The following is a 16,293-nucleotide window of genomic DNA, read 5'->3' on the forward strand; positions in this document are numbered from 1 at the left end:
CGAGGGCGTCCCGCCCTCGGAATGCCTTCGAGGGCGGGACGCCCTCGCTCCCAGGCTTTGTCTGTTACCCCAAATGTGAACACGTACTTGTGTCTCAGGAGTGATCTATGTATTACCGGGTGATCTACAACGATATCGTGAAGAACAAAGCGATCACGCTGACGACGATGCTCTTTGTTGCCGTCGCGGCTATGCTGGTGACGCTGGCGGCGATCCTTATGGTCAACCTTTCAGGGGCGATCGATGCGCTTATGACGCGGGCGCAGACGCCGCATTTTATGCAGATGCACGCGGGTACGTTGGATCGGGGGCGGCTGACGGCTTTTGCCGCGCAGCACGAGGCGGTCGCCGCTGTCCAGATTGTGGAGTTTCTCAATCTCGACGGGGCGCAGATTGTCTTTCCTGGTGGTTCACTGGCGCGGAGTGTCCAGGATCACGGCTTTGTGGTGCAGAATGAGCAGTTCGATTTTCTGCTCGACCTCGATGGAGAGATTATTCGGGTTGCCGATGGGGAGCTGTATGTCCCGGTCAACTATCTGCAGGATGGCACGACCATGGTCGGTGAGCGGGTCGAGGTGGCTGGGAAGCCATTTATCGTGGCAGGCTTTCTCCGCGATGCGCAGATGAACTCGCTGCTCTCGTCGTCCAAGCGTTTTTTAGTCAGCCAGAACGATTTTGCGGCCCTCGAGCCGGTAGGTACGATGGAATATCTGATCGAGTTCCGCCTGCACGACCTTGAGCACCTGGGCGCATTTGAGGCCACCTACACCGCTGCGGATTTCGAAGCCAATGGGCCAACGATTACCGATCCGCTCTACCGTATGCTCAACGGCCTTTCGGATGGGCTGATGATCGCGGTGCTGCTCCTGGTGAGTGCATTGGTTGTTGCCGTCGCGTTTCTCTGCATTCGCTTCACGCTACTGGCGAAGATCGAGGATGACTACCGCGAAATCGGGGTGATGAAAGCCATCGGGTTGCGCGTCGCTGACATCAAGCGCATCTACCTGGCGACATACGCAGCCATTGCCGCGGTGGGGAGCCTGCTCGGTTTTGCGCTTGCGTTGCTCTTTCAGGGCGTGCTGCTTGAGCAGATGCGCCTCTTTTTTGGTGAGAGCGGACGCGCTTCCCTTGCCCTGCTGCTTGGGGCGGTCAGTGTGCTGCTGGTCTTTTTGGCGATTATCGCGTACGTGAACGGGATGCTCGGGCGCTTTCATCACATTTCTCCAGGTGAGGCGATCCGTTTCGGTATTGCCCAGGAAAAAGCCAGCGGGGGCAAGCGTTTCCACCTGAGTATGAACACGTGGCTGAGCACAAATCTCTTTCTCGGCGTGAAAGATGTGCTCGCCCGTACAAAGCTCTACGCCACGATGCTGGTTGTGCTGGTGCTCGCGGCGTTCATCATCATCGTCCCGCAGAACTTGGCCAACACGATCGCGGCCAAGAGCTTCAGCACCTATATGGGGGTCGGCAACAGCGATCTGCGCTTTGATCTTCAGCAGACCGACCAGATCGCCGCGAAAGCAGCGGCCATCGCCACCGCTTTGGCGGATGATAGTGACATCGCCGCCTTTGTCGTGCTGACGACCCAGACCTTCAGCGTCCGGCTGGAGGATGGTTCAGAGGAGCGGATCAAGGTTGAACTCGGTGACCATACGGTCTTTCCCCTGGCCTACGCTGCCGGGCGCGCCCCGCTTGCCGAGAACGAAATTGCGCTGTCGGTGATGCACGCCAACGAGATGGGCAAGAACGTCGGGGATAGCCTCACCTTGCGCATCGCCGGTCACGAACGCGACCTTAGCGTGTGCGGCATCTATTCTGACGTAACGAACGGCGGCAAGACCGCCAAGGCGATCTTTACCGATGCTTCAGCCAACATCATGTGGAGCGTGATCAGCGCCGAACTTGTCGATCCGACGCTGCTTGACGCCAAACGTGCGGACTATTCGGGCCGGTTTACCTTTGCCAAGGTCTCGGATCTTGACGAATTTATTGCGCAGACCTACGGTCCCACCATCAGCGGCATTGGCAAAGCCGCCTATGCCGCGCTTGGCATTGCGCTGACCATCGCCCTGCTGATCACCCTGTTGTTTATGCGGATGCTGGTCGCCAAGGATCGATACGCGATTGCCGTGATGAAGGCGTTTGGTTTTACCAACACGGACATCCAGGTGCAGTATATCGTGCGGGCGGTATGTGTGTTGGTGGTCGGCATTGCGCTCGGCACGATCCTCGCGAACACGCTGGGCGAGGCGCTAGCGGGTGCGGTGATCGCCTCCTTTGGGGCCGCCTCTTTTACCTTCGTCATCAATCCGCTGTTTGCGTATCTGCTCAGCCCATTGTTGCTCACGGTCGTGACGCTCGCGGCCACCATCGTCGGCACATTCGACGCAGGACGGATCAGCATCGCGGAGCATATCAAGGAGTGACTACCATGCAGCAACTTCTGGTTGGGGAACGCATCGTCAAGACCTTTGGCGCGGGCAACGAAAAGCGCAACGTGCTCGACAACGTCTCGGTTGCCATCAACGCGGGTGAGTTTGTCGCCGTGATGGGGCCATCGGGTTCGGGAAAATCAACGTTGCTCTTTGCCTTGAGTGGCATGGATCCGGTTGACAGTGGCAGCGTCTGTTTTGCGGGCATCGATCTGGCGCAACTCAACGACAACGCGCTAGCCGACATACGTCGCACCAGGATGGGCTTTGTCTTCCAACAGCCAACCCTGTTGAAAAACCTGAACATCCTCGATAACATCATGCTACCATCGCTCCGCAAGCGGCGTACCAACAGGGCGCAGGTTACCGCAAAAGCGCACATGCTGATGGAAAAGACCGGCCTTGCGGGTCTGGCAAAGCGTGACATCACCCAGGCCTCGGGGGGCCAACTGCAGCGCGTTGGCATCTGCCGCGCCCTGATGAGCGACCCGCAGCTTATTTTTGGCGACGAACCGACGGGGGCCTTGAATTCAACCGCGGCCAACGAGATCATGGCGCTGCTGGGCGAGATTCATTGCACCGGCACAACCATTCTGCTCGTCACACACGATGCCAGGGTGGCGGCCAGAACCGAGCGAGTAGTGTTTATGGTTGATGGCAACATTGCCGGCGAGTACCGGCCCGGCGTGTACGAAGCAGCGCGAGATGACCTCAAAGCCCGCGAGGAGGGTCTCACGGCATGGTTAGCGGCGATGAAGTTTTGAACAGGTGTTATGCTTCTTAGTGGGCGACGTGGCTTTCTTCGCCGTCATTTCGGTGCTCTATGCGGTGGCGGCGGTGGCGTTGCTGCGGTTGCTGCCCAGGAAAACATCTGTATCTTCCCCAAGCGTGGCCCTGGAGAAGGGCAAAGGAGTAGGAGCATGAAAGAGTTCGATGTGTATGCCTATGGCGTCATTGCTTCCAGTGAGCTTCATCTGCTGAGCATGGCGTTCCCCTCACCCGATAGTTACGCCGAAATTGTCGCGAGCCATTTCATGACTGGCGGCGAGGCCCTGAATTCGGCGATTGTCTTGAGCCGCCTGGGGGTAAGCGTCCAACTCGACGGCAACTGGATCGGCGCTACGTCGGCTGGCGAGCGCTTGCTGGCAACCATCGCTCGTTACGGCATTGACACGCAGCGCCTGCGGGTCGAGCCAGGCTTTGCCGGGGTGCGCGAGATGGTCTTTTCCGACGAGCGCAGCCGGACGATCTTTGGCAACTACGTTGATCTCTTGTCCACGACCCGGAAGTGGAATATCCCCAGGAAAGACGATCTCGCCAAAGCGCGGCTAGTCTGTGTTGACCCGCCGTTTCAAGCCGAAAGCGCCCTGGTCGGGGCCTACGCGGTCGAGTTGGGCGTACCCTTTGTTTCGATTGATTGCCCGTACGACCAGGCCTTGGCGAGTACCGCCGCCGCCGTGATCATCTCGGGGGAATTTCGCAACCGAGCCTATCCCCAGGTCGCGTTAGCAGAATTGTTTGACGCATACCAGCAGCGTGCGCAAGGGTTGGTCGTGTTTACCGTGGGCGATGAGGCCATCTTGTATGGCAGAAAGGGGGCGCCTGGCAAGCAGTTGAAGCCCTATGCAGTCAATGTGATCGACAGTGCCGGGGCGGGTGATTCATTTCGGGCCGGCGTCATCTATGGCATGTTGCAGCAGTGGAGCGACGACCAAACCATCCAGTATGCGGCAGCCGTCGCAGGCATGGTGTGCGCCAGCTTCCCCGGCGTGCTCAACAGCCCGACCCATGCTGAAGTCATGCACTTTATGCAAGTGCACGCGTTGGGGCAGTAGGGGGAACCTCCCTCAATCGCACGGGCCACCCCATTCGCTGCTGCGCTTTGCCGTGGGCATAGAATGAGCGTGCGGGATGGGTCACAGCTGATGCACAACGTCCCGAACGTGGTCACCCATTTTCAGCGCAGACCTGGGAGATGGTTGGATGTCGATGAGGCTTACGGGCATAAAATTGATGTGCATTGCGAAGAAGCTAGGACAATCAAAATGAGTTATAATATGCTCTCATTGGCATCTATGAAAGTGTTAAGTGATTGCGCGAGGCGTAGCCGCGAACAATCATCCAACCGCTTTTCCAAACCCGTCAGAGTTGCTATAACGTGCGCAAAGGATTGCTATGGACTTCACAACTATTGCATCATTTGCTTCCACATCGGTGACTACAAGTTCGACCACGGCGAATCGTCCCTTTACACTTGCATTTTGCTTGACCCTCTTTGCTTATCTTATCAAGGTGAGCCAGGCAGCCGTTGCCCGAGCCGAGGAATCGATTTTTAATCCTGGGTTGAGTCATATTCAGGGCTTGCATTTACCAACCTGGATGCTAAGTGAAGTCTTCCTCATTACACTCGGCGTTTTAATGATTGCCGAGTGGTATATTGATCAGGATCCTGATCTTCGACCGGTATTTGAAGATATGAAGACTAACCTTGTCAAGCCTGGGGTGAATGCAGCCATGCAGTTCGGCCTCATCCAAGGCAACGGTACCTTCATCCTAGGGGCTCTAGCACAACAGCTTTCACCGGAAAGCCTGCAATGGCTGGTTGCAGTAGGTCCAGGGGTTGCGGTGGCCTCCAATAACGCGCTGGATCTGCATGCGCAGGTCGGGTTGGTAGAGTCGCTGGGTTGGGTGCTCATTATTATTGGCGTCGTTTGGGCTGGCATTACCTCAGTTGGTACATGGCTGATCGCATCGCTTCGACAAACGGTTATGGATACCCTGATTGACTTCGACGAAGATGATTCGCTCGGGTTACTCAGATTGCTCAGCTTTGCTGAGGGGGGATGGACGATCACGATGGCGCTCGTGGTGATTTTTCTCCCCTTGATTGCCCTGGCTATAACTGCGCTTACGTTGCTGGGTCTGTTCCTGATTCGACGCTGGTTTGAACGACGCGCTGAACGCACCAAGGTTCCTTGCGCACATTGCCAGACGCCGATTTTTCCAACAGCGCTCTTCTGCCCACAATGTCATCAAGCTAACGAGCATCCCCTTCAAGTGGGTATTTTTGGCCAGGCACGCCACACACCTGCCCTGGATCGGACGGCTCACCGCTTGCAGTTGATTGGACGTAAGCGATGTCCAGTTTGCGCAGCCCATCTGCCTGCCAAAAGCATCCGCCAGCGTTGCCCGAGCTGCCATACAGTCACATTTAACGATCTCAGCGAAGCCAATGTCTTCTTACGTTCGCTCGATCAGAAGCTTCCCCTTACCCTGATTATCTGTGGTGTACTCGGTTTCGTCCCGTTGCTTGGCCTGGTACCGGGAATTATCTACTATCGCATGAGTCTGATCGCCAGTCTGCGTGCTTATATCCCCACATCGATTGGCTGTTTCACCCGCTGGGGTTTGCGCTTTGCTGCTATGTTTTTGATTATGCTCCAACCCTTCTTCCTGGGTTGGTTAACGTTGCCCGCAATGGCCTTGATGAACTACTTCGTCTATCGCCGGGTTTTGCAAAGCATGATGGGTGGTCTGCCCCAACCAGTAATGGCAGCTAGCGCTCCAGCTGGTATGTACACAGCGATGGCGGGAGGTGCGAGTAGCGCACCTATCCCGGTGTCTCTGCCGCCCGTACCCTTGCCCGAGGTAACACAACCCATGCACCTGGCTGGAACAGATCCTCGTATGGCCCATAATCCGTCGCCTCCCCAGCGGTCGTGCGTCGCCTGTGGTGAAGCAAATCCGGCTACGTATCGTTTCTGTACCAGCTGTGGAGCCACTATGGAGGTTGATCCACCTGAGCCAGATGTCTAAGTGCCGTTGGGTTAGGGTGGTGTCGTCAGGGTGGCCGTGGGATCGGGCTGAAACAGGGCATTGAGGCTCAACAGATTACCACTCGTCCACTGCAACGACTGTGTCACGGTGAGATCGCTCATCAGCGACAGATTGCCATTGAGGGTCAGTGTGCCAACCGTCTGCGGCCCGATCTGCAAGCGCAAACTACCGCTACTTGCCGCTGGCTGATCGAGGCTCAGCGCCGCGAGGCTGCCTGCCACAAACTGGGGATCGATCAGGTGCGCCGTCGCCCCATTGCCCAGCGACACATTTAGCGCCCCCCACGCCGATCCCTGCGTACTCACCGTGATCAGCCCGTCAGTCGTCATCTGCACCTGCCCAGCGACGGTCAGCGGAAATGGGCCGCTCAGCGAGCTACTGCTCGTCAGCAACAGGCTCGCCACATGCGCCGCCTGATCGAGCGTCACCGTCGCACCGGCGATCTCGACCGCATCCTGATCCGTTGGCACCCGTTCGCACGACCACTTGGAGGGATCGCTCCAGTTGCCGCTGGTACCCGTGGACCAACGGCAAGTTTCGGCTTGAACGGTGAGTGGGGGGAGGAGGATCCATGTGAGCAGGATGAGGGAGAACCAGATACATGGGCGCATGATATTCCTTTCGACGTAACACTACCTTTGCCAAAAAAGGAAACAGCAACACAGCAAACAGGCTTCAGAACTACCGTACCACGCCCCTCGTCATTGTCATCGTGCCAGCGGCTGCAATATAACCCCGATCATCAAGGCTACCCGTGCGCCAGAACAGATACCGATTTTCGACACAAAAGTGGTATAATTGCAACGCTGAGTTGCCCAAAGTATTGGGCCGACAGCGAAAGGAGGCTTTTGCCATCATCAATATCATTATGCTCTGGCTCGGTGCCCAGGTTCGGTTCATCGTCGGTTATTTGCGTTATTTGAACTTCGTTGCTGTCTAGGAGGACATGCACCCATGCGAAACAAAGGCGTCTTCGCTATTCTCGCGCTGCTCGCGAGCCTGTTGCTCTCTGCCTGTGGCGCTCAAACTCCCGCTGCTCCATCTAGCCCCGCCGCTGGATCCACCACCGCCCCGCCCGCTGCCGAACTCGCGGTCGGGATTGTGTTGCCCACCCGTGACGAGCCGCGCTGGATCCAGGACGAGACCCGCTTTAAGGAAGCCCTCGAAGCCGCTGGTTATCAGGTCGAGATTCTGTTTAGCCAGGGCGATTCGTCCCGCGAACAGGCCAATGTCGAGTCGCTGATCACCAAGGGCATCCAAGTGCTGATTATCACCCCGCACGACGGGACGGCTGCCGCCGCTTCGGCCAACGCTGCGCGTGCCGCCGGGGTCAACGTCATTTCCTACGACCGGCTCATCCGCGAGACCGAGGCGGTTGACTACTACGTGACCTTTGATAGCATCGCCGTCGGAGCCCAGCAGGCGCAGTTCTTGGTGGATAACGCCACTGGCAGCGGCAACCCGCTCTATCTCTACGCCGGGGCCGCCACCGACAACAACGCCTTCATCTTCTTCGAGGGCGCCTGGGGCGTCTTGCAGCCCAAGATTGCCGATGGCACTTTTGTGGTTGCCAACTCGTCCGAGGCTGAGGCTCTGTCTGGTAGTGCCACTCTGACCCGCGAAGAGCAGGCGCGGATCATTGGGCAGATCACGACCAATTGGGACTTCAACACCGCCAAGACGTTGGCCGAGGCCAACTTGACCGCAGCGCCCGATAGTGCCAAGGGTGACGTGTTCGTTTTGGCCCCCAACGATGGCACTGCCCGCGCTATCGCCGATACCTTCGCCACCGACCCGGCTGTAACCAGTTTCCTGATCACCGGGCAGGACGCCGAACAAGCCTCCGTCCAGTACATCATTGATGGCAAGCAGTCCATGACCGTCTTCAAGGACGTGCGCACCCTGGTGCAGAGCGCGATTGACGCCTCGATTGCCCTGCTGACCGATGGCACGCCTGAAGCGTCGGGCAGTTACAACAACGGGCAGATTGATGTGCCCGCCGTCCAAGCTCCGGTGGTGACGGTCACCCGTGACAATGTCCAGGCCGCTCTGATCGACTCCGGCTACTATCAGGCCAGTGACTTCACTGGTTTGGGCAGTGCTGCTCCTGCCCCGGCCCCTGGTACGCTTGCCGTCGGGATTGTGTTGCCCACCCGTGACGAGCCACGCTGGATCCAGGACGAGACCCGCTTTAAGGAAGCCCTCGAAGCCGCTGGCTATCAGGTCGAGATTCTGTTTAGCCAGGGCGATTCGTCCCGCGAACAGGCCAATGTCGAGTCGCTGATCACCAAGGGCATCCAAGTGCTGATTATCACCCCGCACGACGGGACGGCTGCCGCCGCTTCGGCCAACGCTGCGCGTGCCGCCGGGGTCAACGTCATTTCCTACGACCGGCTCATCCGCGAGACCGAGGCGGTTGACTACTACGTGACCTTTGATAGCATCGCCGTCGGAGCCCAGCAGGCGCAGTTCTTGGTGGATAACGCCACTGGCAGCGGCAACCCGCTCTATCTCTACGCCGGGGCCGCCACCGACAACAACGCCTTCATCTTCTTCGAGGGCGCCTGGGGCGTCTTGCAGCCCAAGATTGCCGATGGCACTTTTGTGGTTGCCAACTCGTCCGAGGCTGAGGCTCTGTCTGGTAGTGCCACTCTGACCCGCGAAGAGCAGGCGCGGATCATTGGGCAGATCACGACCAATTGGGACTTCAACACCGCCAAGACGTTGGCCGAGGCCAACTTGACCGCAGCGCCCGATAGTGCCAAGGGTGACGTGTTCGTTTTGGCCCCCAACGATGGCACTGCCCGCGCTATCGCCGATACCTTCGCCACCGACCCGGCTGTAACCAGTTTCCTGATCACCGGGCAGGACGCCGAACAAGCCTCCGTCCAGTACATCATTGATGGCAAGCAGTCCATGACCGTCTTCAAGGACGTGCGCACCCTGGTGCAGAGCGCGATTGACGCTGCGGTTGCCCTGCTGACCGATAGCTCACCCGAAGCGTCGGGGAGCTACAACAACGGGCGGATTGATGTGCCCGCCGTCCAAGCCCCCGTGGTGACGGTCACCCGTGACAATGTCCAGGCCGAGTTGATCGACTCCGGCTACTATCAGGCCAGTGACTTCACTGGCTTGCCGTAAGGGGTTCGTCCGGCATGTGAGCGTTAGTTCACATGCCGGTGGGTGGGTTTTTGGGAGGGCTTGGCCCTCCCAAACCCTGCTCGAAGCCAAGGACTGACAATCAGCCAACGAGGCGAGAAGCACAGATGACCACTGCTATTCTGGAAATGCGGGGCATCACCAAGGAGTTTCCTGGGGTGAAGGCCCTGAATAATGTCACCTTCAGTGTGAAGCGAGGCGAGATTCATTGTCTGGTTGGCGAAAATGGTGCGGGCAAATCTACACTGATGAAGGTGCTGAGCGGGGTCTATCCGCACGGTAGCTACACCGGTGAGATTGGCTTTGCCGGCCAAGTTCAGCAGTTCCGGGGGATCCGCGATAGTGAGCGCGCCGGGATTGCAATTATTTATCAAGAACTAGCCCTCGTGCCTGAACTGACCGTCTACGAGAATATCTTTTTGGGTAACGAGGTGCGCAAAGGGGCCTTGATTGACTGGAACGAGACGATTAAACGGGCGACGCAGATGCTCGCCAAAGTGCGCCTCGATGTCAATCCCGAAGCCAAAATTAAGGATTTGGGCGTCGGTAAGCAGCAGTTGGTCGAGATTGCCAAGGCGCTCAGTCGTGATGTGAAGTTGCTCATCCTGGACGAGCCGACCGCCGCCTTGAATGAAGGCGATAGCGCCAATTTGCTCGATCTGCTGCGCGGCCTGCGCGATCAGGGCGTGACGTGCATCCTCATTTCGCATAAACTCAAGGAAGTGATCGCGATTGCCGATAGCGTGACGGTGCTGCGTGATGGGCAGACGATCTGTACGCTTGATGCCCACGAAGGCGAGGTCAGCGAGCCGATCTTGATCAAGCACATGGTCGGGCGCGAAATTGAGCAGATCTATCCGCCGCGTGAGCATAAGCAACCCGGTGCGGTCGTCCTCGAGGTGCGTGATTGGAGCGCCTACAGCCCAAGTTTGGGGCGCCAAGTCTTGCGCAACGTCAGTTTCACTCTGCGCAAAGGCGAAATCGTCGGGTTTGCGGGGTTGATGGGGTCGGGGCGTACCGAACTGGCCTTGAGCATTTTCGGCAATTCGCCCAATTACCGGATTGAGGGCGAGCTTCAGCTCAAGGGCGAGCCGCGCCAACTGCGGCGTCCCTCCGATGCGATTGCCGCCGGGATTGCCTACGTCACCGAGGATCGCAAGGGCAATGGCCTGATTCTGATTCAAGATGTCAAGCAAAACATTACCCTCGCCAACCTGCGTGCCCTGGCCCAGCGTTCGGTGATTGACGCCAACGCCGAGGTCAAGATCGCCAATGAGTATCGCACGACGATGAATATCAAGACGCCGAGCGTCGAACAGCGCGTCTCGAATCTCAGCGGCGGTAATCAGCAAAAGGTTTGCCTCAGCAAATGGCTCTTTGTAAAGCCAGATGTGCTGATCCTGGATGAGCCGACGCGTGGCATTGACGTCGGGGCCAAATACGAGATCTACACCCTGATGAATAGCTTGGTCGATCAAGGCATGAGCATCGTTATGATCTCGTCGGAACTGCCCGAAGTGCTGGGGATGAGTGACCGGGTATATGTAGTTGCGTCGGGGCGGATTACCGGCGAGTTGTCGGTTAGTGAGGCCACCCCCGAGAAGATTATGGAATTGGCAACGAACTGAGCGGGCGGTCAGCATTGACCGAGGAGTCACAACGATGATGTCGGGGAAGACTGAAGCGCAGGCGTCGGGGTCGTTTATGCAGGATCTGAGCAAGGTTCTGCGCCAGAACATCCGCGACTATGGGATGTATATTGCCCTGTTTGTGATCATGGTGATCTTCGCTATCACCACAAACGGGATCTTTCTCTCGCCGCGCAACCTGAGCAACCTGCTCAATCAGACGGGCTACATTGCGGTGCTGGCCGTCGGCATGACGCTGGTGATCGTCATCCGCCACATTGATCTTTCGGTGGGCTTTTTAGCGGGCTTTTTGGGCGCAGTGGCGGCGATTGCCCTGGTGCAATGGGGCCTGCCGACGCTCTTCGTCATTCCACTGGTGCTGGGCCTGGGCGCCTTGGCCGGCCTGATCACTGCGTTCCCGATCGCCCAATTGGGCATTCCGTCGTTCGTAGCTTCGTTGGCGGGCTGGTTGATCTACCGGGGTATGCTCCAACTCGCCACCGAAGGAACCGGCACGATTATTATTCCCGATGCGGCATTTAATGCGATTGGGAATGGTTTTATTCCCGATGTGCCGCTTGGTGGGCCATTTGAACAGATTCATAGCCTCACCTTATTGCTTGGCATTATCGCAATTGGGCTGTTTATCTACAATGATTTGAATAGCCGCAAGAAGAAGATTGCCTATGGCTTCGAGGTTCTGCCAACTGCGATCTTTGCGCTCAAGTTGATCTTTATTAGTGGGATTGTGGGCTGGATTACCTGGGTGTTGGCGAACTTTAATGGGCTGTCGTGGACGGTTGTGGTGATGCTTTTGGTGGTTGGCATCTACCACTTTATTACGACCAGCACGGTCTTGGGGCGTCATATCTACGCCGTCGGTGGCAACCCCGAAGCCGCCGAACTGAGTGGGATTAGCGTCAAACGCATCACCTACATTGTGTTTGGCTCGATGGGCATGCTCTCGGCGCTGTCGGGCATTCTGTTCGCATCACGGCTTCAATCGGCGACGACAACCGCCGGTACGCTGTTTGAGCTCGATGCGATTGCGGCAGCCTATGTGGGCGGCGTCTCGGCTGCGGGTGGTGTGGGCCGGGTGACCGGATCGATTATCGGCGCACTCGTGATGACCTCGCTCACCAGCGGCATGAACCTGATGGGCGTTGGGATTTCGTATCAGTACATCGTGCGTGGGGTGGTGCTGGCGGCTGCGGTGATCTTCGACGTGGCAACGCGGCGCGCAGCGCGGTAGCGCGTGGAGGCAGCGCAATCCACGCGACCGTGTGACGGGATGCTGCTCGTCATGGGGCACGGCACCGCCGTGCCCCCGCCGGATACCCGTGATCAGGAACGCCAATGGCTGCGTTTGCCCGCACCGCCTACTTTCTGGCCGTCTTCGAATGGCTGCGCGACGACAGGCTTGTTCTGGCACGTTTGTCCGCTCAGTTCCTCAATGCTACCCTTGATGGGATTGCACCTCACCCGTGACGGCTTCCAAGCCCAAGGAAGAGACCCTATGAGCACCACCACCACCCTGCCCGCCCCCCGCCGCGCCTCCGGACCGCGGGCTTGGCCGCCCCTGGGCGTCTTGCCTGCGGTGCGCCGCGACTCCCTCAGCTTCCTCATGCAGACCTTCCGCGAGTACGGCGATGTGGCCGTCTACTGGCTTGGCCCCCTGCGCTCGTACCTGGTCAGCCACCCCGACGGCGTCCATCGCGTGCTCCAGGAACACGCCAAGATCTACACCAAAGACCACCTCAGCTACGGCATGATCCGCTGGTTGGTCGGTGACGGCTTGCTGACCAGTCAGGGCGAGACATGGTTGCGCCAGCGGCGCCTGGCCCAGCCGGCCTTCCACCGCCAGCGCCTCGCCGCCTTGGCCGAGTTGATGGTCACCCGCACCGAAGCGATGCTCAACGCCTGGGAACCTGCCGTCGCCGCCGGGCGTCCGCTCGAAATTGGCGACGAGATGATGCGCCTGGCGCTCGGCATCGTTGGCGACGCCCTCTTTGGCAGTAATGTTGAAGCCCATGCCGCCGCAGTCAGCCGTAACTTCAATCTGATCAGCGAACAGTTTATCGACCGCTTCCGCAGTGGGAACGTCCTGTCGCCCGTGTTGCCCACGCAAGCGAACCGGGCCTGGAAGCAGGCCCTGCGCGAGCTTGATACCGTCGTCTACGCGATTATCGCCGAGCGTCGCCGTAACAGCGCCGACCGTGGCGACCTGCTCTCGATGCTGATGTTGGCGCGCGACGAAGAGAGCGGTGTCCAGATGGACGACCAGGCGCTGCGCAATGAAGTCATGACGATGCTGATCGCGGGGCACGAGACGACCGCTACCCTGCTGACCTGGGCCTGCGGGTTGCTTGCCGCCCATCCAGAGGCCGCCGCACGGCTCGAGGCCGAGCTTGCTACAGTACTCGGCGGGCGCGCGCCCAGCGTCGCCGATCTGCCGCAACTCAGCTACACGCGCATGGTGCTCGACGAAACCCTCCGCCTCTATCCGCCGGTCTACATCCTGAGCCGCAAGGTGGTCGCCGACGACGAAGTCAACGGCTATCGCATCCCCAAGGGCAGTTCGGTCGATCTGAGCCCCTACGTGACCCACCGTCATCCGGCTTTCTGGCCCGACCCTGAGCGTTTCGACCCCGAGCGTTTCACGCCCGCGCAGGTTGCGCAGCGCCACAAGCAGGCCTACTTCCCCTTTAGTGCTGGGCCGCGCATCTGCATCGGCAACAACTTTGCCTTAATGGAGGCGACCCTGGTGCTGGCCAGTGTTGCGCGCCGCTATCGGCTGCGCCTGACCACGGGCGCGTTGCCCGCCGCCGAGCCGCTGATTACGCTGCGGCCCAAAGGCGGTATGCCGATGCGGGCGGAGTTGCGTTGAGCGGCAGCACCATATTGCATACTCCTATGCTTACGCTCACAGCGCCCTCACTGCTGATGTCCAAGTTTCACCGGCCCGCGCCGCCCAGCCGTGCCATTGCACGGCCTGGATTGCTGGCGCGCTTACACGCCGGTCTGGCCGCCAATCACCCATTGACGCTGATCGCCGCACCGGCTGGTTATGGCAAAACGACCCTGGCTGCACAGTGGATCGCGCAACTGAACCGCACGGTCGTCTGGTTGTCGTTGGATGACGCCGATGATGATCCGGTGCGCTTCTGCACCTACCTGGTCGCCGCGCTCCAGCGGGTGCATCCAGCTATCGGTGTCGATCTGTTACCCGTGCTGCGGGCAGGTCACCTGCCCCGCCGGAACTACGCTGACCATTGAGCAAAATACCTTTACCCTGACCAACCTGCGCACCGACCAGGCTGAGCTGCTTGGCCTTATACGCAACTTGCACAACCTGGGGTGTACGCTTCTCTCTCTTGCCACTGACTCTGGTGAAGACAAATGGAACCATCAAACTACCATAGGAGAACGAAAGTGAATCCTGCCCTAAAATGGCTCATCCCCTTGATTGCCGTGCTGGCCCTCATCACTGCTGGCGTAGGACTGTTTTCACAAGGCGGGCCAGGCCCTTTCGTATTCGAGACCCTGCGCGGACAGCAGGTAGAGATGTTTGGACGTGGCCTTTATGCCAACGATTCGCTGTTCAGCGGTGCGGCGTTTCGCGGTACAGATGTCGTCACCTTGCTGATTGCGCTGCCGTTGCTGTTTGCGTGTTACTTTCTGTCTTTGCGCGGATCGCAAAATGCGCCCATTGCCCAGATTGGGGTCTTGTTTTATTTTCTGTATATCGGCGCTTCGATGGCGTTTGGGGCAGCCTTCAATGCCATGTTCCTTTTTTATGCGGCGCTGTTTTCGGCCAGTCTGTTTGCCGTCATTACCGCCCTGGCAACCTTCGACCTGCAAGCGCTTGCCACGCGCATCAAGCCGAGCTTCCCGCGCCGCAGCCTGGCAATATTCAACATTGTTGCCGGGTTTGGCACGTTGTTCATCTGGTTGAGTGACCTCATTGAACCGCTTTTGAACGGCAGCGCGCCCGTATTGCTCGGCCCTTACACCACCATGTTCACGCACAGTTTTGACTCGGCAGTTATCACCCCGGCGGCAGTGATGACCGCTATCTTTCTTCTGCAACGCAAACCGCTTGGCTATTTGCTCGCTGCGCCAATGCTCATGCTGTGTACGTTGATTGGCGTTGTGGTCATTGGTCAGACCATCAGCCAGACCCTTGAAGGGATAACGTTCCCCATTGGCATTTATATTGGCATGATAGGTTCATGGGTGGTCATGGGCGCATTCGCTATCGGATTGACAATTTCTTTCTTCCGCAATCTTTCCAACGAAAAGTAGATTGTTATGAAATACCAGAACGCCCTCCAATGGCTCATTCCTCCGATTTTCATCTTGACCCTGTTCGCTGCGCTGGCCGGTCTCTGGCCCGCTGAAGGGACGCCCTACGCGCTGACGACCTTTCGCGGCGAAGAAGTGACCATCAACGCACGCGGCCTGTACTACTGGGATACCGTCAGCATGGTCGCCCAGATGCAAGCCAACGACCTGGTGACGCTGGTGCTGGGCCTGCCCCTGCTGGCGCTCTCCTTCTGGCTGGCGCGGCGCGGCTCGCTGCGCGGACGGCTGATGCTGGCTGGCACGCTCGGCTTCATCCTGTACACCTACATCACCATGTGCTTTGGCGCTCATTACAATGCCCTTTTTCTGGTCTATGTTGCCCTGTTCAGCCTGAGCCTGTTTGCCTTTGTGCTCGTGCTGATGTCTATTGACATCCCTACCTTGCCGGCGCACTTCTCCGACACACTGCCACGCGGCTGGATTGCCGGGTTGCTCTTTTTTGCCGCTGCCTTTCTCTCGTTGGCCTGGCTGAGTCGCATCGCCGCGACCTTTGCGCCGGGGGCGATCCCCGCGCTGGAAAACACCACCAGCATGTTCATCCAGGCAATGGATCTGGGGCTGATCGTCCCGGTCTGCCTCGTATCGGGCATCCTGCTCTTGCGCCGCCATGCCTGGGGCTACCTGCTGGCATCAGTCGGGTTGACCAAGTTCCTGACCCTGGGCATCGCCGTCAGCCTGATGGGGCTGAACATGGCGCGGGTCGGCGTGCCTGTCAGCGTGGTCGAGTTGGTGATCTTCCCCGCGATGGCGTTGGCCGGCGTGGTAATGACCGTCATTCTTCTCAAGCATGTTCAGTAGTCGGTGAACGCCGTTGCCTGATGATTGGACGCAAAGGCGGGCCGGGGGCCGGGGGCCGCGGGCCGCGGGCCCCG

General features: G+C 58.7%; 13 protein-coding genes. 12 read left to right on the plus strand and 1 reads right to left on the minus strand.

Translation table 11 applies throughout. The annotated features are described in order from the left end of the window. Window positions 1-107 precede the first annotated feature (107 nt). The 4 genes from EYB53_RS23195 to EYB53_RS23210 all read left to right on the plus strand — a co-directional run bounded on the left by EYB53_RS23195 (window position 108) and on the right by EYB53_RS23210 (window position 6,248). Entirely contained in the window at window positions 108-2,426 is a 2,319-nt protein-coding gene (locus EYB53_RS23195; protein WP_135481584.1) for an ABC transporter permease, read from the plus strand. A 5-nt stretch (window positions 2,427-2,431) separates the two neighbouring features. Beyond that, window positions 2,432-3,196 (plus strand): ABC transporter ATP-binding protein, encoded by a 765-nt coding sequence (locus EYB53_RS23200; RefSeq protein ID WP_135481587.1) that lies wholly within the window; start codon window positions 2,432-2,434, stop codon window positions 3,194-3,196. 156 nt (window positions 3,197-3,352) lie between these two features. Continuing rightward, complete coding sequence (locus EYB53_RS23205; RefSeq protein WP_167857570.1) at window positions 3,353-4,267, plus strand: carbohydrate kinase family protein; 915 nt, start codon at window positions 3,353-3,355, stop codon at window positions 4,265-4,267. A 340-nt stretch (window positions 4,268-4,607) separates the two neighbouring features. Continuing rightward, window positions 4,608-6,248 carry a zinc ribbon domain-containing protein gene (locus EYB53_RS23210; protein WP_135481591.1) on the plus strand — a complete coding sequence of 547 codons (1,641 nt, stop codon included), beginning with the start codon at window positions 4,608-4,610 and terminating at the stop codon, window positions 6,246-6,248. 11 nt (window positions 6,249-6,259) lie between these two features. Here EYB53_RS23210 and EYB53_RS23215 read toward each other — a convergent pair whose 3' ends face one another. Then, window positions 6,260-6,880, minus strand: coding sequence for a hypothetical protein (locus EYB53_RS23215; protein WP_135481593.1), 621 nt, complete (start codon window positions 6,878-6,880; stop codon window positions 6,260-6,262). 343 nt (window positions 6,881-7,223) lie between these two features. Between EYB53_RS23215 and EYB53_RS27040 the strand changes: the two genes are divergently transcribed. The 8 genes from EYB53_RS27040 (at window position 7,224) to EYB53_RS23250 (ending at window position 16,219) form a co-directional block, all read left to right on the plus strand. Beyond that, window positions 7,224-9,410: a sugar ABC transporter substrate-binding protein gene (locus EYB53_RS27040; protein ID WP_254151212.1), complete on the plus strand. Its 2,187-nt coding sequence runs from the start codon at window positions 7,224-7,226 to the stop codon at window positions 9,408-9,410. Window positions 9,411-9,535: 125 nt separating this feature from the next. Beyond that, window positions 9,536-11,056, plus strand: coding sequence for an ATP-binding cassette domain-containing protein (locus EYB53_RS23225; protein ID WP_135481595.1), 1,521 nt, complete (start codon window positions 9,536-9,538; stop codon window positions 11,054-11,056). Window positions 11,057-11,090: 34 nt separating this feature from the next. Beyond that, window positions 11,091-12,308: a sugar ABC transporter permease gene (locus EYB53_RS23230; RefSeq protein WP_254151213.1), complete on the plus strand. Its 1,218-nt coding sequence runs from the start codon at window positions 11,091-11,093 to the stop codon at window positions 12,306-12,308. 104 nt (window positions 12,309-12,412) lie between these two features. Next, window positions 12,413-12,544, plus strand: a complete 132-nt coding sequence (locus tag EYB53_RS26165; protein ID WP_256439744.1) for a hypothetical protein — start codon at window positions 12,413-12,415, stop codon at window positions 12,542-12,544. 28 nt (window positions 12,545-12,572) lie between these two features. Further along, window positions 12,573-13,943 carry a cytochrome P450 gene (locus EYB53_RS23235; RefSeq protein ID WP_135481598.1) on the plus strand — a complete coding sequence of 457 codons (1,371 nt, stop codon included), beginning with the start codon at window positions 12,573-12,575 and terminating at the stop codon, window positions 13,941-13,943. A gap of 26 nt (window positions 13,944-13,969) precedes the next feature. Then, entirely contained in the window at window positions 13,970-14,332 is a 363-nt protein-coding gene (locus EYB53_RS23240; protein WP_135481600.1) for a hypothetical protein, read from the plus strand. Window positions 14,333-14,488: 156 nt separating this feature from the next. Next, the gene (locus EYB53_RS23245; RefSeq protein ID WP_135481602.1) at window positions 14,489-15,361 is read left to right on the plus strand and encodes a hypothetical protein; all 873 of its coding nucleotides are present in this window, start codon (window positions 14,489-14,491) and stop codon (window positions 15,359-15,361) included. Window positions 15,362-15,367: 6 nt separating this feature from the next. After that, window positions 15,368-16,219 (plus strand): hypothetical protein, encoded by an 852-nt coding sequence (locus tag EYB53_RS23250; RefSeq protein WP_135481605.1) that lies wholly within the window; start codon window positions 15,368-15,370, stop codon window positions 16,217-16,219. Window positions 16,220-16,293 lie beyond the last annotated feature (74 nt).

The sequence above is a fragment of the Candidatus Chloroploca mongolica genome, from assembly GCF_004762035.2.
Taxonomy (GTDB): Bacteria; Chloroflexota; Chloroflexia; order Chloroflexales; family Chloroflexaceae; genus Chloroploca; species Chloroploca mongolica.